This window comes from Rhodoferax sp. GW821-FHT07G04 (genome assembly GCF_059418585.1).
In genome coordinates, this window is record NZ_JBWKQD010000001.1 from 1,983,296 (window position 1) to 2,000,010 (window position 16,715).

17 protein-coding genes are annotated in these 16,715 nt (G+C 58.7%); 1 reads left to right on the plus strand and 16 read right to left on the minus strand.

From position 1 onward, the window contains the following. Positions 1–15: 15 nt before the first annotated feature. The 15 genes from AC07OO_RS09120 to AC07OO_RS09190 form a co-directional block, all read right to left on the minus strand. Entirely contained in the window at positions 16–1,494 is a 1,479-nt protein-coding gene (locus AC07OO_RS09120) for an O-antigen ligase family protein (protein ID WP_495081728.1), read from the minus strand. A 38-nt stretch (positions 1,495–1,532) separates the two neighbouring features. Then, positions 1,533–2,474 (minus strand): chain length determinant protein tyrosine kinase EpsG, encoded by a 942-nt coding sequence (gene epsG, locus AC07OO_RS09125; protein WP_495081729.1) that lies wholly within the window; start codon positions 2,472–2,474, stop codon positions 1,533–1,535. Continuing rightward, complete coding sequence (locus AC07OO_RS09130) at positions 2,471–3,901, minus strand: Wzz/FepE/Etk N-terminal domain-containing protein (protein WP_495081730.1); 1,431 nt, start codon at positions 3,899–3,901, stop codon at positions 2,471–2,473. The genes epsG and AC07OO_RS09130 overlap by 4 nt, the downstream gene beginning before the upstream one ends. A gap of 12 nt (positions 3,902–3,913) precedes the next feature. After that, positions 3,914–4,732, minus strand: coding sequence for a polysaccharide export protein EpsE (gene epsE / locus AC07OO_RS09135; RefSeq protein WP_495081731.1), 819 nt, complete (start codon positions 4,730–4,732; stop codon positions 3,914–3,916). Further along, a complete protein-coding gene (locus AC07OO_RS09140; RefSeq protein WP_495081732.1) occupies positions 4,729–5,832 on the minus strand; it encodes an EpsD family peptidyl-prolyl cis-trans isomerase in 1,104 nt (367 codons plus the stop codon). Before AC07OO_RS09140 ends, epsE begins: the two co-directional genes overlap by 4 nt. Before the next feature lie 20 nt (positions 5,833–5,852). Then, entirely contained in the window at positions 5,853–7,025 is a 1,173-nt protein-coding gene (locus tag AC07OO_RS09145; RefSeq protein WP_495081733.1) for an outer membrane beta-barrel protein, read from the minus strand. Next, on the minus strand, positions 7,022–7,552 hold the full coding sequence (locus AC07OO_RS09150) for a cyclic nucleotide-binding domain-containing protein (RefSeq protein WP_495081734.1): 531 nt from the start codon (positions 7,550–7,552) through the stop codon (positions 7,022–7,024). The genes AC07OO_RS09145 and AC07OO_RS09150 overlap by 4 nt, the downstream gene beginning before the upstream one ends. Positions 7,553–7,604: 52 nt before the next feature. Continuing rightward, entirely contained in the window at positions 7,605–8,948 is a 1,344-nt protein-coding gene (locus AC07OO_RS09155) for an undecaprenyl-phosphate glucose phosphotransferase (protein ID WP_495081735.1), read from the minus strand. A 73-nt stretch (positions 8,949–9,021) separates the two neighbouring features. After that, positions 9,022–9,831, minus strand: a complete 810-nt coding sequence (gene epsA / locus AC07OO_RS09160) for an XrtB/PEP-CTERM-associated transcriptional regulator EpsA (RefSeq protein WP_495081736.1) — start codon at positions 9,829–9,831, stop codon at positions 9,022–9,024. 128 nt (positions 9,832–9,959) lie between these two features. Beyond that, a complete protein-coding gene (locus AC07OO_RS09165) occupies positions 9,960–10,589 on the minus strand; it encodes a CCXG family PEP-CTERM protein (RefSeq protein ID WP_495081737.1) in 630 nt (209 codons plus the stop codon). 40 nt (positions 10,590–10,629) lie between these two features. Continuing rightward, positions 10,630–11,250 carry an FxDxF family PEP-CTERM protein gene (locus tag AC07OO_RS09170; protein WP_495081738.1) on the minus strand — a complete coding sequence of 207 codons (621 nt, stop codon included), beginning with the start codon at positions 11,248–11,250 and terminating at the stop codon, positions 10,630–10,632. 105 nt (positions 11,251–11,355) lie between these two features. Continuing rightward, positions 11,356–12,048 (minus strand): exosortase-associated protein EpsI, B-type, encoded by a 693-nt coding sequence (gene epsI / locus AC07OO_RS09175; protein ID WP_495081739.1) that lies wholly within the window; start codon positions 12,046–12,048, stop codon positions 11,356–11,358. Beyond that, positions 12,045–12,944: an exosortase B gene (gene xrtB / locus AC07OO_RS09180; RefSeq protein WP_495081740.1), complete on the minus strand. Its 900-nt coding sequence runs from the start codon at positions 12,942–12,944 to the stop codon at positions 12,045–12,047. The genes epsI and xrtB overlap by 4 nt, the downstream gene beginning before the upstream one ends. A gap of 44 nt (positions 12,945–12,988) precedes the next feature. Continuing rightward, positions 12,989–13,564: a hypothetical protein gene (locus tag AC07OO_RS09185; protein WP_495081741.1), complete on the minus strand. Its 576-nt coding sequence runs from the start codon at positions 13,562–13,564 to the stop codon at positions 12,989–12,991. Between the two features lie 32 nt (positions 13,565–13,596). Next, a complete protein-coding gene (locus tag AC07OO_RS09190) occupies positions 13,597–14,673 on the minus strand; it encodes a TIGR03790 family protein (RefSeq protein ID WP_495081742.1) in 1,077 nt (358 codons plus the stop codon). Between the two features lie 1,263 nt (positions 14,674–15,936). On the opposite strand from AC07OO_RS09190, the gene AC07OO_RS09195 reads away from it, so the two are divergent. Next, positions 15,937–16,059 (plus strand): hypothetical protein, encoded by a 123-nt coding sequence (locus AC07OO_RS09195; protein WP_495081743.1) that lies wholly within the window; start codon positions 15,937–15,939, stop codon positions 16,057–16,059. 259 nt (positions 16,060–16,318) lie between these two features. On the opposite strand, the gene AC07OO_RS09200 is transcribed toward AC07OO_RS09195, so the two are convergent. Next, entirely contained in the window at positions 16,319–16,711 is a 393-nt protein-coding gene (locus AC07OO_RS09200; RefSeq protein ID WP_495081744.1) for a hypothetical protein, read from the minus strand. Between the last annotated feature and the right edge of the window lie 4 nt (positions 16,712–16,715).

Consider the following 16,715-nt stretch of genomic DNA (forward strand, 5'->3'; position numbering starts at 1 on the left):
ACGTGGGCATGCCCTTTAGAGTCGAGGCATCAAACGATTGGATGCGGAATACGCCAAGCACATGCCCGCAAGCGACCACAGCAACAGGGGAACATGGTAAATCGGGCTTACGGTCGCGATGATAGTCAAGGCACCGATCAATACAGCCAACAGGCTTTGCCCAAATACATGCGCTTCAGAAGCCATCGGCAATCTGAACATTTGTTTGAACGCGGCAAACAGGATCAGCAGGAAAAATGACACATACAGGCCCAAGCCGACAAAACCAGTGTTGAGCCCAACAATCAGGTAGGTATTGACCAAGTCAATGATGCCTTGCCCCTGGCGCAACTCTTCCATATGGAGCAAGTAGTCGGTTGATCCGAAAAGTGGATTGTCCAGAATAATTTGAGAAGACGTATCAAACAGGTTCTGCCGATAAGTCACATTCTCCTTGTCCACCGTGCCGACGAAGGGCAAGTAATCTATTACCTTCTGCCCATAGTCGGTAAATAGCAACGCGACACCCGCTGGCAACGCCATCAATCCAAATCTGAGTAGACGCCGCACAGGTTTTTCGCCTGTCAACGTGACAACCAGCAGAATCAAAACCAATCCAACCCAGGGACCGCGCGACAAGGGCGCAACAATACCCGCAATCAGTAGGAGCAGGCCCAGCGCATACATGAAGCCCTTTGGGATGGAGCGGCGTAGCGCCAGAAAGCACCCAATCGCTATGGCCAGCACATATCCCATCACAATGGACTGGCCACTGGTTGCTGATGCGCGCAGAAACTCCCCGCGCGCGAGATACCCGGGCTCCCACTCCACCCCCAGCGCGCTACCTGCGGATGCATAGAGAATCCAGTGCCGCAAGAATTCGAAGACCCCCACCAGCGACACCAACATGGCGGCCACGGCAAAGCTCATCAAGGCATCCCTGAAGTCCTTTACTTCCTTCAACGACCGACTGATGGCGTAATAGGGCACCACAACATCGATGCCCCAGGCCAGGGCCGAGCGCGCCACGTTGGTTCCCACGTCATACTGCGACTGGAGCACCAGATTGAGTACGATGTAGATGGCGAGAATTTTGTCGGACAAATAGGCTTTGCCGCCTTGCGCGACCGCTTGCTTTCTGGCCTTCCAACAGACTGGCACAAGCACAATGGCGCTCAAGAGGCGCACGTAATCGATGGCAAAGAAATAACGTATGCCGGCAAACCCGGGTATTTCCACCTTGATCTGCGGCAATGCCAGCACCAGAAAGAAGAACAAGGCTATAGGATTGCGCTCCTTCTTGGCCGCTTGGTAGATCACAAGACCGGCGACCGCAACGAACACCCAGTAGTTTTGCGACAAAAACCCCGCCAGCGTGATACCGAACCACGCATTACGCCTGCGCACGAAGTCGTCGGCCTGCATCGCCAGTGCCGTTGCAGGTGCCTTGGCCAAAGCAAAGACCACAGTCCCCAACACCAGAATGAAGACAAGCGCCCGGACGTATTCAGGCATATTGCCGCCTCCTACCTGCCGTGGCTTGCACCGACAAGCTAAGGCGCAACATCAATCAACGGCGGCGCATTCAGAACGGACCCCACCACATGCACACTGGCGCGCTTCAGTTCCGCAACCAGATTCTTGAAGGCGTTGGTGCCGGTCGCCTGGGCACGGGCAACGGCCAACGCCGTGCCGGCCTTGCTGGCTACCATGATGGCATCCGCACCACTGGCCAGCGCCGAGGTATCAATCAACACAATGTCGTAGGTCTTTCCGGCCCAATCAAACAACTTGGTCAGGTTGGGGCGGTTCAATAGCTCCTGGGGGTTGGGCGGAATCGGGCCCGCGGGCAGCACATCCAAGTTCTTGATGTACGGAATGCGGTGCACTGCACTTGCCACATCCGCGCGGCTGGCCAGCAGGCTGGAAAATCCAATTTGGTTGTTGAGCTGGAACAGCGCATGCTGGCGCGGCGCGCGCATGTCGGCGTCTATCAGCAGCGTACGTTCTCCCATCTGGGCGAACACAATGGCCAAATTGGCCACCAGATAGCTGCCGCCATCTCCGCGTCCGGCCCCAACCACAGCCAGCATCGCATGGCCTTTGTGTTGGTCAAACCAGCGCAGCATCAACTGGGACCGTATGGTGCGCAACTGGTCCACTTCATGGCTGAAGGGCTGATACGCCGCTACCAATTCGGCATCGGTATGCTGGCCCGTTGTGCGTGGCAGGTAACTGTATTCGTACTGGTGCGCCAGCGCATAGTGAATGTCACCCTCGCTCATCAAGCCCAACTGAATGGCGGCTTCACCAAAACGGATTTTCTTTTCGCGTTGCAGTTCAATGATGCGCTGGGCATTCTCGGGGGTCAGAACCTTGGCATCGACAAGGATCTGTCCCAGGGACCGCTTGGACCCCGTTTTGCGCTCTATGCTTTCAACATCCATATCGATGTCGCTGGGAAACAGTGAGGAAGGAAATTGCGAATCACTCATGACAAACTCGCCGCTCGGCTGGCCGCATGCATCGCTTTACGCTTCTTGCGGAGTGTGAAAAACTTTCCGAACAACACAATGCGTTGTCGCCAGGAATAATTGGGATTCCGACGTTCTATGGTTCCCAGCACGGGCACATCGTCGACCAGGATATCCTCCAGAACGCGTACTTTGGGATTCAACAATTCGATCCCCAGAGCAGCGCCCAGGGCCGCAACCAAAGCACCCAGGAAGGTAGCCGCCAAATACTTGGGGCGGTTGGGTTTGAATGGAATGTCGGGCTCAATCGCAGGGCTCAATACCGTCACGTTGGCCTGGTCGGACTGCTTCTCCAGATTCAGCTGGTTGGTACGCTTCAGCACCGAGTCGTACATGGCTTTGGCTGCCTCCACGTCCTGGGCCAGCACGGATATCTGGTCGCGCTCTTGCCGCAGTGCCAGCACGCGGGCCTTTTGCGCGGCGACCAAGCCACGCAGTTCTGCCTCGCGCATATTCGCCGTGCTGCGTGCGACCGTGGTGCCACCCGTCACGCGGCGCATTTCCTGTCCGAGCTGTTCTTTCAATTCGGCGATCTGGCCTTCCAGTTGGATGCGCATGGGGTGATTGGGGCCGAGGCTGATGCGCATTTCGCTGAGGCGGGCCTCCGCCTGGCTGAGCTGGGCCTTGATGCTGGCCACCGAATTGCTGGCAAGAATGTCGGGGGACTGCTCTCCACCAGAGTTCTTCTCACGGCTACCGATAGCCAGGTTTTCGCCTTGCACCGCCAGCAGTTGGGCGGTCAACGCGTCCAGGCGCTGCGTCTCCTGGTCGGTACGCTGGTCAATGCCGATGATGCCCTTTTCGTTCTGGTAAGCGGACAACTTGGCCTGCGCCGACTCCACATTGGCGCGCAAGCTCTTCAACCGCTCGTCGAACCAATCAGCATACTGGCGCACAGGCTCCACCCGCAAGTCCACCGTCAAATCCAGATAGGCCTGCGCAAACGTGTTCACCGCAGCGGTGGCGAATTTCGGGTCTGTGCCTTCAAAGGTCAGGCGTATCACGTTGCTGGAACGCAGGGGCTCGACCAGCAAGCCCTTGCGCAGCAGAGCGGCGTAGTAGTTTTCGAGTGGGATCTTTTCTTGTGTGGCCGTCTTCCATTGTTCAATGAGGGACGGGGTCTGCGCCACACGCAGACGTTTGACGACACCGATGGCCACCCGTTCGCTTTGAATGATGGCAATTTGTGTAGCAAGGTAATTCGTACCACTTGTCACAGCGCCGGCAATGGGATCGGCGCGGCTGTCCACCAGCAAATCGGTAGTCGCTTGGTAGGTTTTGGGGGTCAGCAGAGTCAATGCGACACCGGCAATGGATACCAGCACAAAAGCCAGCACCGCCACATAGCGGTGGGCAAAGAGTATGAAAAGTAGCTGCTTGGGATTCATGCGCACACCGCTTTAGAACAGGCTTTCGCGTATGTAAATCACATCGTCCGGCTGCACCAAGTCGGTCAACTCGGGCCTGGATTCCTTGACGCTGCCATCGCTTTGGCGGCGGTTGAGACGCAGATTACGCTCCGTGCCCCGCTGGGTAGGGCCACCGGCCGTAACCAGCGCTTGCATCACGGTCATATTGCGCTCCAAACGGTAGGGCCCCGGTTTACCGGCCTCGCCGTATACGTAGAACAAGGGTGCCCGGTGCACATACAAGGTGTCACCGCTGGCCAACAGCACGTCGTTGGCCAACTTGTTGTCCAGATAGGTGGCCGCCACGTCGATTTCTTGGCGCATGGGCTTGCCATCGCGCTTGCCCGTCAGAATCACCGTGTCGGAACCACCGGGCGCAATGCCACCAGCCGCCGCCAAGATATTGGACAGGCGCGTGTTCAATGCGTCCAGGGGATACAGACCCGCGCGCCCCACCGCACCCAAAACGGTCACCGTCTTCTTGCGAACCTGCAGTTGTGCAATCGTGACCTGGGGGGTTTGGATAAATCCACCAGTCTTCAGGGCCTTGGCAATCAGCGCCTCAGCTTCTGGAATGGTCAGCCCCGCCACCTTGGTAGCACCAATCAGCGGGTACGTGATCTGGCCGGACTCCAGAATGCGTGTTTCCTGGGTCAAGTCCGGGCTCTGGTATACCTGGATACGGATGATGTCACCGGGACCGAGCCGGTCTTCAAACAGACTGTCCTGGGCCCGGGCTGGAGTCGACAGCGTGAACCATGCCATGGCGACCATGGCCGCGCCCATCAGCAAGCGTGTCATTGTTTTCATTTCAGTCCCTTGATGCCTTTTTCGAGATTGATGTTGGCGGCGCTACCACCGGCATCGGAAGCCTTGGCATTGCTGGCACGGGCTTCCGCACGGGCTTTGGATCGCGCCTCGGCTTCAGCCTGCGCCCGCGCCTGGTCGTCGACTTTTTGTTGAGCCAGCATCTCCGCGTCGGCCTTGGCCTTGGCTTCGGCTGCGGCTTTGGCGTCCGCAGCAGCCTTGGCCTTGGCTTCCGCCTCGGCCTTGAAGGCAGCCTCGCCACCGGCAAACTCACCCAAATACTCGACCTTGGCCTTGGCCTTCAGGGCCTCTTTTTCACGCTTGATCGCTTCAGCCCCGCGCTGGTTGGCCAGGAACACCTTGATACGGGGCTGCGCCTGCGCCTCGGCAATGGGCATCGACTTGGAAGCGGTCACGCGCAGGATGAAGTTCGCCTCATTGCCCTCAATCAAGCCCAACTGACCGTCTTTGAACTGGTGCAGCTTGGGCAGCACCTCTAGCGGGATTTGCTCCGCAGCGCGGGCACCTGCACTGGGTTTGAAACCAATGTTTTGCTGGGTCAACCAGTCGGCGACCTCATCCATGGACTTGGCCGCGGCCACCTTGCTGCGCACTTCGTCCATCCTGGGTGTAGCCTTATCCAGCGCAATCTCTTGCAGATTGAAAACGCGGCGTTGGCTGAACAGTTCGGGGTGGGCCGTGAAATAGGCCTTGACCTCGTCTTCTGTGGGTTTGGGTTGCGCATTGCGGATCTGCTCCAATGCGGCCCGTGCAATGATTTCACGCTTGGCACTTTCGATGGCGGAGACCACTTCCGGGCTGCGGTCCAGCTTGGTGCTCGTGGCCAGATTGATGGCAAGCTGTTGCTCCACCAAGCCTTCCAGGATTTCACGCTTGACCTTGGGCAGGCTGTCTGGCGACACACCATTGACCTTGGACAGCACACTGTTGATTTGGTGCACCGAAATCTCTTCACCGTCTACGATGGCAACCGCCTGGGTCGCGGCCTTGTCCTTCTTGTTGCAACCGACCACGAGCAATGGAAGCAATACGGCCACAGCAATGGCACGGGCGGTGTTGGAGCGAAAAATCCGAGTTTGCATGGTGTCAATAGAGGAGTGAATTAGTAAATGAACTGGGCGCCCAGCAGCACTACATGGGCACTGAAGTCCTGGTCTGGGGCGTTGGAACTGCGATTGGATTGGGTCACGGAGCCTCGCAAACTGATGTAGCGGCGCGGTTGCCACGACATGGTCATTGCGGTGTCGTTCGTGCGGTCGCGGCGGGTGTTGGCGCCTTGGGTATTGCCCAAGGCATCCCGCACGCTCTGCTTGAATTGCAACCCCACCGCAAGCGTGGGGGTTGCCTGCCAGGTTGGCGCCAAGCTGACTGCATCCGTCACCGCATACGTTGAATCTGGCGTTTGAAAACTGTTGATGTCGCGCTGCAGATTTCCGACCAAGGTGGTTTTGCTGGTGATGCGCCAAGTCGCCTCGAAACCACCAGTGATCCCACTGAAGTCCAGCTTGGGGTCGGGCGTAAACCGCTGCTCCAGATAGGCCAGCCGAGCCTTGAATGACGTATTGCTGTTGATCGCATACGTGGCCAGCAGAGCATGGCCGTTGTAGGTGTACGCGCTATTGCCAGTCACCGCACTGGTGTTGGTGCCGTTGTCCACACGCCGCACATAGCTCAGACTGTTGTTGCGTGTTGGGGCATAGCTGAACCCCGCCGTATACGACTCAAACTGCAGATCGGCCACACCCACTACCGCACGTTCATTACTGGAATTGGCCTTGGAGTAGTCTGCCAGCAGATTCCAGGGGCCGCCCAAGAGATAGCCCACCGTCAGATTGTCCAGATTGGTCACATTCTTGTTGCGCAAGCTGGGATCCACGCTGTCAGCCGTGGGATTCAATGATTCCGTGTGTTTGGTGCTGAGCACCCCCACGACGGTGGGCGACAAACTCCAGTGCCAGGCGGCGAAATAGTTTTGCCCAACAAAATCGAACTGGGTCAGCGTTTGGTGTTGGGTGTGCAGGAGATTAGCCTCCAGCTCCACGCGCTGTTGCCCCAGGGGCAACGCCACATTGACATCCAGCGTTTGGCTATCGATGCGGTCCGCCACGGATTTACTCTCCGGCGTGCGCAAATAGTTGCTGTCGTCGGTGCGCGTGACACCGGCCTTGAGCTTCAAGCGCTCCGGATCCTTTTCCTGTTGTGCCCAGACGCAACCCACCGCCATGCCAAGCGCCAACGCCAGGGCTGTGTTGCGGTGGGTCGGAAGGCGGCTCATATGCAGGGAATAACCGTACTCTGCTGCGAGGGCTCCACATGCAGCGCCTGGCGCAGGCGTGCCGCGGTCAACCCCAGCAGCATCAGCAAAAACTTGTTGCCGAGGCGCGGGTGATCGGCCAGCATGTCGTTGAGCTTCTGCTGCGTCAGAAACGCAAAGTCGCTGGGTTCTTTGGTGATGCAATTGGCCACGCGGCGCTCGCCATCGATCATGGACATTTCACCAAACAATTCGCCGGGCTTGAGTTCGCGCACCACCACTTCCTGCCCGTCACGGAATTTGACAATCTGTGCGGCGCCCGTCACCAGAATGGCCAGGAAGTGGCCTTCATCGCCCTCGTGTATCACGGTGGACTTGCGTCCCACGCCGAAACACTCCATGTATTCGGCCAACAGCGTCAACTCTTGTCGGCTGAAGTGCTGCATGGACCGCTGCTTCTTGAGCACACCGATGAACTCGTCAGCGAAATCGCGCGCGGTGCCCAAGGCCTGCGCGTCTGGCGATAGCTGATCAAAGTCTGAATTCATATGTGTTATCTCCGTTGATTCTTTGGCATAAGACCCCCAGTTGGCGGGGCCATCAGTACGCCTTTTGATCACCTATCACGACCCGCACCGTCTTGTAGATGATGAACAAGTCCAAACGCAAAGACCAGTGGCGCAAGTAGTCCAGGTCGTAGTCAATGCGACCCTGCATCTTGTCCAGGGTCTCCGTCTCGCCGCGGTAGCCGTTCACCTGTGCCCAACCCGTGATGCCAGGCTTGACCTTGTGCCGCACCATATAGCCCTTGATCAGCTTGCGGTACATCTCGTTGTGGGCTACCGCATGGGGACGGGGCCCCACAATGCTCATGCGACCCTGCAGCACATTGATGAACTGCGGCAATTCGTCCAGCGAAGTCTTGCGCAAGAAGCCGCCCAGGGGGGTGATGCGTGCGTCGTTCTTCTGAGCCTGCGCCACCACCGAGCCGTCTTCCGTCACCGTCATGGAGCGGAATTTGTAGACCAGGATTTCCTCCCCGTCCAGGCCATAGCGGCGCTGGCGGAAGATGATCGGACCAGGTGACGTCAGCTTGACGGCAAAGGCAATGGTCAGCAACACGGGAGACGCCAACAACAAAATCAACAGCGACAACACGACATCGCTGAGGCGTTTGATCACGCCATTGGTTCCCCGGAAAGGCGTCTCGCACACCGAGATCACCGGCATGCCGCAAACCGAGCCGGTGCGTCCCTGTATCAGGTCGGTGATGAACATGTCCGGCACAAAGAAAATGGAGGCCGTGGTGTCTTTGAGTTCGTCCAGAATTTGCAGAATGCGCGGCTGTGAGGCCATGGGCAGCGACAGATAGATCAGCTTGACACCGGTGTCCCGCACATAGGCTGGCATGTCCGACAAGCCACCCAATATGCGCAAATCACCCGATATGTCCAGGCGCGCAAGGTCGCGGTCGTCAAAGAATCCGGCCAGTTCAATATGGGAATACGGCGTCTCACCGACACGGCGCGCCAGCGCCACACCCTGCTCATTCATGCCCACGATGATGGCGCGTTGCGGAGGGCCCTGCACCTGCACCAGCACAGGTGCCAAGGCCCGGAATGCCAACTGTGCGCTGATCAGCGCAAATGGAGACAGCACGAACCAAGCCATGATCGCCTGCTTGTCAAACTCCCGGTAGTAGCCCGTGGCAACGCCGGCAAAGACCAGCAAAGCCCCCGTCCACAGCGAGCTGGTCAGCACATCCGCCACCATATGCCAACCGGATGTATTCAACCGCGGCGTGCCCGGAAACGAGATGGAAAAGACGATGACCGAGAGTATGAGATAGGCGCCCGACAGCGCACCTTCAAAATAGAAGGCGATCGACCACAAGGTGAAGACCAGAACAAAGGGCTCCAGCCCGGCCTCGACAGCACTGAGCATGCTGTCCTTGCCGAGAGGGCCAGGGGGATGATTGCGGGCCGCGAATATGGCCGCATGACCGCTGCGCTGGGTTTCAGGCATCTTGCTTGATCGCGCTGAATGCCGACACGGCCTGGGCACGGTTGAGCACATCCAGCTTCTTGAAGATGCGCTGCATGTGATTTTTAACGGTGAAGGTGCTCACGTCCAGAATGCTGCCGATCTCGCCATTGGTCTTGCCCATGGCCACCCATTTCATGATGCCCGCCTCGCGCTCGCTGAGCACGGACACTTCGGCATCCGAACTACTCTCCACCACCTCGACCGGCGCAGCGCTCTCCGCCACATACTGATTGGGCAGCAGCTCCACTTGTCGCAAGGCATTATCAATATAGGGCAGCATGTACTTCAAGGCCGTGCGCTCATTGCGGTGGCGCTGGGTCTGCGTGCTGAACAGCACATAGAGGCAATCGTGGCGGCCCCGCTGGTCATTGATGCCATGGATGAGACAGGACCGCATGGTCCGCATGGCGTCGCCAATGGGGCCCGGCGTAGCCACGTTGTCCCAGGTAAAGCCACGCTCGCAAACCTTCAGCGAAAAAGGGCGGCGGTCTTGCGCAATCCAGCGGTCAAACAAACCCGTCAGCAACGGCGTGATCGCCTCTGTCACCGCATTCACCGAGCGCACACCCGGAATCGATGACACGATGTCGTAGTGGATCAGACCCAGGTGAAAGTCTCCCCAAGCGGCGACCAGAATGTCATGGGGCAGGTAGTACTGCACATCGCCTTGCAACCAGTGCATCAGGTCGATGTGGCGGCGTACGTCGAATACTTGGGAGATCAGCGCGTAGTAGCGCGCCAAATCCTCTTTCTTGGGACCGACTTGAGCGATTGTTGCCATTGTTTGGGTCATGGGTGACAGCAAATTAATTGGCGCTTGCGCAATCCTTGTCGCTTTGGGTTTCCGATAGCCATCAACAAAAAAGCTTGCCAGGGGCAAGCTATTTTGGAAATCGGCATGCTCGAAAATTAAGCAGCTCGGTTCTTTCGACGGCGGACCATTGTACCCACCAGGCCTAGTCCGGCCAGCATCAGAGCGTAGGACTCCGGCTCTGGAACAGCGGAAACCAAACCGTCGTTGTTACTGAAAGATACAAATGTATTGCTGCTGGCGGCCTTGAATTGTGCTTGCTGAGCACCCGAGCAGCACCACTCCACGCCATAGATGGTCAGCGTGTGGTTACCGGCTGTCAGATTTTGCGAGAAGCTCAGGTACTGGCTGGGGTTGCTATAGCTACCGGCCCACCACATGTCATTGGTCTTGAAGGTCTGCGCGACACCGTCCAGGAACAGCGCGCCGCCCAAACCGAAATCAACACCAGAGCGGAAGGACCACACGCCCGCATCGGTGACACCGAAGGTCACTGTTGCCTTGTAGGCGTCGTTACCACCTTGGGACAGATTGGGGTTCACGCTGTCGTAGCTGGAGATGGAGACCACTGGCGAGGCCAACACTGCAGAATCCACCGCGACTTGGTAGTCACTGGCGCTGGCAAACGTGGGGCTACCGGTGTAGTGGCCGGTTTGGTACTCGATGGTGCTGGAATGCGCAGCACCCGCGATCAGCGCGAGAGACAGTACGGACAAAAGCTTTTTCATGGTTTTTCTACCCTTGGAATAGAGCCGTATGGCGGATAAATTAGGCCGCTTTGATCTTGCGGCGGCGGGCGATGGCACCCATCAAACCCAGGCCGGCCAACATCATGGCGTAGGATTCTGGTTCGGGCACAGCGGCCGTCACCGAAACGTTGTCCAAAGAACCACCCAGGCTATCGGACTTGCCGGTGCCAAAGAACATCAGGGCCGTAGGGCCGTTCAAGTTGATCAAGGCGGTGTACTGCTGCCACACGTTGCCGGAAGGTGCGCCTGCCGTCGTGTTCATCACCTGGCCAGACAGATTGCCGAAATTGAAACCAATGCCATTGGAACCGGCGGCCACATGCTCACGTGGGGAATACCAGAAGCTGAAGTTGTACCAGCCATTGCCATTGACGATCTGGTACATGCCGCTGTTGTTATTGGTGTCCAGCTCGACATAGTTGGAGCCGCTTTGGGCAGCGCCCGCAACGTTGTCGCGCACTTCAATATTGGGGATGCCAGACCAGCCGATGATGCCGCTGTAAATGCTCCAAGTGCCTGCTGCCTGGGAATTGGTGGCCGAGACTTGCTCAAAGCTGCCATTGACGACTAGATTGCTGGCTTGGGCTGCAAACGCAGAGGCAGCCAGGGCCGCGCAGATGAGGGATTTTTTGAGGAACATAAGACTTGGCAGTAAAAACTTTGCGAGAAATACAAACAGGCTGGACGAACCAGCTACAGCCAAATTCTCGCTGCGGCGCAACAAGGCCGCAATAGTCCATTCGGACTAATGGGCCACACGCAGGGTGCCCAACACCCGGTCACGCGCGGTTTCCGGCAGTGCCTGGGCCAGTTCTGTCAGGAATTTGGCCTGCACCTGGTGCCCATGGGCCATGTCCGGGTCTATGCTGGACACCCGCACCAGCATGCCGTCCGGTATCAACCCCCGCAACCCTAAACGGAACTGCGTCAGCTTCAGATCGGTTCTGGACACCGCCACGCGGTCTCCTACCACCAACCAATACGTGATGGGCTCCTCACGCTGGGCCAATTTGGACATCAGTAAGCGCGTGCTCACCGCGCGATCCGCCAGCACCAATTGGCTCTTGGCATTGGATGTGATCTGGAAGCCCTGGGCGGGGTAGCACACCTCGGGCAGGTGAGCACGGGTGGCATCCGATTGGTCGCCGCCGTAGGCCACCGACAACATGATGCGCTCGCCCACCGCATTAATGTAAGTACGTGTAAGCGTCTGGTTGTAAATGCTGTTGAGCAAGGCCTGGGTCTGTGGCGACGGCATGATCATCGCGGCGCGCGCATCCATGCGCCAGTCACCGAACTGGGTGGGAAAGACCTTTTCCAGATCTGGCTTGCCCAGCACATCGCTCAGGTGCGTGGTGGGCGTGGCCCAATGCGCAAAGGCCGACGTGGCCGCGATGGCCGCAAACACCAGCAAGGCCCGCAGGCGCGCGGCGCTCATGCGGCCACCCCTGCACGCAGCGGCTCTTTGAAAACCCAGCCCAGCACATGGTCCGTGACCAGTACAAAGGCCAACCCCACCAGGAACAGCACCATGCCGGCAAAGCCATGCACAAAACCTTGGCCGGCCGCGTCACCAAAATGGTAGGTCACCAGCACCAGAATCATCACCCGCACCACGTTCGCGCAAAAGGCAATGGGCACGACCAGAATGCTCAGCGTGACATTGCGCGCCACCGAGGTGTATTGCATCAGGTTCATATACAGCAGGCCCAGGGCCTCCAGCGTGAACATGGAGTTCAGGCCAGCACAGGCATCAGCCACCAGCAACTGGTACTGCCCCACATTCAAGATGACGCCAGCACGGCTGATGGGGTAGCCCAGGGCGTACAACACATTGGCCGACACGGTAGACACCGCAGCCTTCAGTGGTGCCGTCACCTCGGCCACCAGTACCTCGGGCAGGGGCGTCATGAAGGCCAGGAAGAACAACGGGAACCAAATCAGGCGCAGCGCCCGCTTGCCCAGGAAGCACAGCGTCATGGCGCACAAAAACCATATCTGCGAGCCCACCTCTAGCATCATGAAAGACTGAGAACGCCCCACGGCGTACGACACCAGGCCCACCAGTAGCAAAGGTAGGCCCCAGGCCAGCGAAGGTTGCGGGGGCAGAGCCGCCAAGGCGTGGCGGGCGCGGTACAGCATCCACAGGCTGACGGCCAGGATGATGGGGCCATGGCCCTGCTCGTCGGTTGTCCACACGGAGCGGGCCACATCGATGTAGCTGGGCACATACAGAATTGCAAAGCCCAGCAGCAGCAGACCCAGGACCATGGGATCTATGCCCGGCGGCAGGATGGCTTCCCGCGCTTTGGCGTTGGACGGAGTATTCGACATAGGCCCAGTTTGTGTAACAGCAGGTAATGGGTAAATGGCGCCGATTATCCGGGGTTTGGGCGCTGCGACCGCCAGCGCCCCCAAGCCGAATGGACTATTGCGCTGATACCGCCCAGCTCCAGCACCACGTTCAGCACCCGGATATTCCAGTTGAAACCCAGCAGCACATCTACATGGTGGAAGGTCGACGCCCGCACCAGTACAAACAGGCCCAATACCGCCAACCCGGCAACGGCGCGGTGGGCAAACACATCCAGCTCCGCCACCCTGCGCACCAACCAAGCAACGGCGGCCAGGCTGGTCGCCGCCAGCACAACAATGAAGACCGCCTGCACTGTGCGTCGCAATGGGTACCAGCCAGAGGCCAGGGCCCAATCGCGGCCTACCTCGGTCAGCAGGGTCTGCAAATCCAGCTGTTTGTTGAGCCCCAAGGCCCCCATGGCCAGCACCATGCCCATCCAGAATTGGCGCTGCGGCCCCGGCCGTGATTGCCGCTGGCAGGCCCAGCACAACAGCAGCGCCAGGGCGTAGGCGGCCACCGTGATCCAGCCCAGCGCATCCGGGTCACCAATGCCCAGGTGCCAACGGCCGTCTGCCACATTGCTGCCTGTAGAGTCCATGCTTGTCGTAGATCAAAGAAGCCCAGGCAGGTTCAACGACCAAAGGGCGCTGCCAAGGGCTCGCCAATGAAAACACCCTGCGCCGGCCAGGCCACGCTGCTCCAATAGGCCTCTAACGCCGTCGCGCCCTGCACATAGCGGCCCAACAAAATCTGTGGATTGGGAAATTTCTGCAAGTGGTTGCAGGGCTCGCTGACCGTGCCGTAACTGGCGGTGGCGCCCGCATCCAGCCATTCCATTGCGCTCATCTGCCCATTGCCGCCGTGCAGCACGCCGCCAAATGAGGTCAGATGGTCGGCCAACGCGCCGGGCACCCAGTCCATAGACTCCGGCACCGCCACCCGGACCAGGCCAGTCTGGTACAGCAACACCCGCTGTGGCGGCGGCGAGGTAGCGGCATCGACGGCCGCCGCGTCATTCCGCACGATCTGGAAACCCAGGTTGGCAAACACGCGTTTGGGCGGGTAGGCCGCAGCCCGCACGTTGCGCGCCTTGTCCGGCGTGCTGACAAACACCGCGCTCACCAGGGGTACGCCCCGCTTGCCCAACTGCTGGTCCGCAGCCATACCGCGGTCGATCAAGGCCTTGGCCTGCTCCACGCTACCCGATGCCAGCAACATGGACGGCCGCAGCCCCAGATCAGTCATGGGCCGCGCCGTGCCCGTACTGAACAAGCGGGATGGCGCACTGGGTCCGCAACTGTGCTGGCACAGTGCGGGCTGGAAGCCCAGCGTCAAGGCCGAGGTAATGGAATTGCACTCCACCGCATAAGGCTCCACCCAGGCCAGCGCCAGCGCCTGCACCTGCGGCCCCATGTGGGCGCGTATATCGTTGGCCAGGGTTTCGAGTTCGGTTGCGCTCAGGCTGGCTTTGACTGGCAGGTTGACCCGCAGCACCTGGTCCGCGGGGATGCCACGGCGCTGCGCGTAGTAATCACCGACGGCCACTGAGTACGGGTCGGCAGTGTTGATGACCAGGCCCAGGTCTTTGGCGGTGAGGCGGGTGGGAGTTGCGGGTACGGCGGCCTGCGCCCATGCAGCGGAAGCTGCCAGCGCAAGAAGCAGGATGAGGATGGCAACCCTACGGGTGCTATCAAATATGTAGCTCATTATGTCCAGTTGACGAGGGCTACAAACCAATTTTGCATACAGCACTGAATAAATTCAGTAAATCTACCCAATATAGGTATATTGAGGTACATCAGCTCGGTACTTGGAGTAAAAATCAGACATAGCCCTCGTGGAATATAGCAACTCCGCTATCCAAACAATAGCGACATATGCAGCACCCCGTGCAGACCGGCGCATCAGCACACAGCGGCTGGAACTGGCATTGAGTGTATTCGCTCGGCCCCAAGGGCGATCGACTTTCAGCTGTGGGATTTCACCGCAAGCTTCGCATCATCAGCCACGCAACCGGTTGAGCATCTTCTGGGAGGACAATGTGCTCTACCACCCGCAGCAGCCGGTCATGGGCCCATCGCAGTGGGACTGGATTGAGATCATGACAACGACAGACGACAAAGGATTTTTGTGGCGCTGGGCCAGAAGGTGGCGCAGTTGGGCAAGGCGCATGGCTTGACGCAGCAGGCGCTGGCCGAGCAGTTGGGTATCTACCGGTTGCATTGCATCAATGAACGCGCCCCCCCAAAGCATTGCCAAACGCATTTGGCCTGACGCAAAGTCATACTTACACACGCCCGCGCACCAATGCCCGTACGGGTTTGCGGGCGCACGGGGTGGCCGCCAACAGCCCAGGGCGAACTTTTTTGGCCCCGACGTGCGGTTTTGCGCCGACACGGCGGCAGGCAGCAACTAAAAGCCCGGCGGGCCTGAATCTACCTATATTGGGTTTATTGGGGTACGTTCAGAGACGATTGCGCATCAAATTGGCATCCAGTCCTTGTCAGATATTCGTAGTATGCTACCAAATACATAGCATTCGCTTCACTCCTTAGCCGCTGCATGCGCGGCGCGCAGCGCCGTGCATGGGCTGCCGAGCCTGGCTCTGCAGCGTGGGCAGCACTCGAGCCGGTGAGATCCGGCACGGCCGCGCGTGCAGGGCTGCCCCAACCCACTTGCGCGACACAAGCGGCGGCGGGGTCAGGCTGTCAAGGCTGGCCATGGGCCACCGCGCTTGTGTGGCGCGCAGCGGCCTTTACTGCCTGGCACCGCTGCTGCGCCCTCGCCACCCAAGAGGAATGGGGTAGTTGGGCCATGCCATCGTTACCCCTCCCAGATCACGGACCGCTATTTCCACAAGTCCTCGGATTCAACAATTTTTTGACTCTTTTCAGCTTTTCCCGCCATTTGCCCACTTGCCGATTTCACGACTTATGGGAATCTAAAAGAGTCACTTAGAGGAGTTTCTCGATGAAACGTAGTAAACGCACCAAGCCCACAACAACCCTCTTGCGCCATTTTGCAAACCTGTCCAACGCGCTGCGCTTCTTCATGGCGATCTGGGAGTTTTGGACCTCCCACGTCCTGGTCTAGCCGCGGGCACGGCGCGCCAGCGCCGTGCGGCTGTTCTGTCTTTGGCTGTTGGAGTCCATGCCTATCCAGTCAAGACAAACCCCTGAGCCGGGGTGGCAAGGAACCCCCTTTGGGGGCGGACGGGCCACAACCCGGTGCTGGGCCAAAAGCGCAAAGCGCCTGACCCACCTCGGTTGGGCGGGGCTCCCCCAAACCTACGCGCAACGCCTGACTGGAACACCCTGCGGTTGAGGCGCAGCCGTGACTGCACAGGCTTTCTCTAATCCAAGAGAATCCACCGCTGCTGGGAGTCCAGGGCAACGCGAGCGATCTTCTTCAATTCATGGGGACGTATTGCACCATTCGGGTCACGCGTGTAAAACGCTCCCTCAACAACCATGCGGTATATGCCTGGCGAGGGCTCCTCATCATCTTCATCTTGCAACACATCAATATCAATTTGGTACGAGCTCTCAGAATCCACGAAGACGGAACCTCGTGGAATTCTTGTGACTACGCTAGAAAAACCAAAGGAAATCGAGTTGTCTTTCTCAGAAACAAGCAAAGCCGCTGCAATAAGTGGTTCGCCAAGCAATTCAATCCGCTCCTTTGAGACAAAGGACACTTCAATTGGCAATCTTCCGTGAGACTGCATTGCGTCCTGTATAGACACTACC

What these genes read in the sequence shown, in the direction of transcription:
- AC07OO_RS09120 (WP_495081728.1), bottom strand. Translation starts at nt 1,494, where the DNA reads ATGCCTGAATACGTCCGGGCGCTTGTCTTCATTCTGGTGTTGGGGACT.
- epsG (WP_495081729.1), bottom strand. Translation starts at nt 2,474, where the DNA reads ATGAGTGATTCGCAATTTCCTTCCTCACTGTTTCCCAGCGACATCGAT.
- AC07OO_RS09130 (WP_495081730.1), bottom strand. Translation starts at nt 3,901, where the DNA reads ATGAATCCCAAGCAGCTACTTTTCATACTCTTTGCCCACCGCTATGTG.
- epsE (WP_495081731.1), bottom strand. Translation starts at nt 4,732, where the DNA reads ATGAAAACAATGACACGCTTGCTGATGGGCGCGGCCATGGTCGCCATG.
- AC07OO_RS09140 (WP_495081732.1), bottom strand. Translation starts at nt 5,832, where the DNA reads ATGCAAACTCGGATTTTTCGCTCCAACACCGCCCGTGCCATTGCTGTG.
- AC07OO_RS09145 (WP_495081733.1), bottom strand. Translation starts at nt 7,025, where the DNA reads ATGAGCCGCCTTCCGACCCACCGCAACACAGCCCTGGCGTTGGCGCTT.
- AC07OO_RS09150 (WP_495081734.1), bottom strand. Translation starts at nt 7,552, where the DNA reads ATGAATTCAGACTTTGATCAGCTATCGCCAGACGCGCAGGCCTTGGGC.
- AC07OO_RS09155 (WP_495081735.1), bottom strand. Translation starts at nt 8,948, where the DNA reads ATGCTCAGTGCTGTCGAGGCCGGGCTGGAGCCCTTTGTTCTGGTCTTC.
- epsA (WP_495081736.1), bottom strand. Translation starts at nt 9,831, where the DNA reads ATGGCAACAATCGCTCAAGTCGGTCCCAAGAAAGAGGATTTGGCGCGC.
- AC07OO_RS09165 (WP_495081737.1), bottom strand. Translation starts at nt 10,589, where the DNA reads ATGAAAAAGCTTTTGTCCGTACTGTCTCTCGCGCTGATCGCGGGTGCT.
- AC07OO_RS09170 (WP_495081738.1), bottom strand. Translation starts at nt 11,250, where the DNA reads ATGTTCCTCAAAAAATCCCTCATCTGCGCGGCCCTGGCTGCCTCTGCG.
- epsI (WP_495081739.1), bottom strand. Translation starts at nt 12,048, where the DNA reads ATGAGCGCCGCGCGCCTGCGGGCCTTGCTGGTGTTTGCGGCCATCGCG.
- xrtB (WP_495081740.1), bottom strand. Translation starts at nt 12,944, where the DNA reads ATGTCGAATACTCCGTCCAACGCCAAAGCGCGGGAAGCCATCCTGCCG.
- AC07OO_RS09185 (WP_495081741.1), bottom strand. Translation starts at nt 13,564, where the DNA reads ATGGACTCTACAGGCAGCAATGTGGCAGACGGCCGTTGGCACCTGGGC.
- AC07OO_RS09190 (WP_495081742.1), bottom strand. Translation starts at nt 14,673, where the DNA reads ATGAGCTACATATTTGATAGCACCCGTAGGGTTGCCATCCTCATCCTG.
- AC07OO_RS09195 (WP_495081743.1), top strand. Translation starts at nt 15,937, where the DNA reads ATGAAACGTAGTAAACGCACCAAGCCCACAACAACCCTCTTGCGCCAT.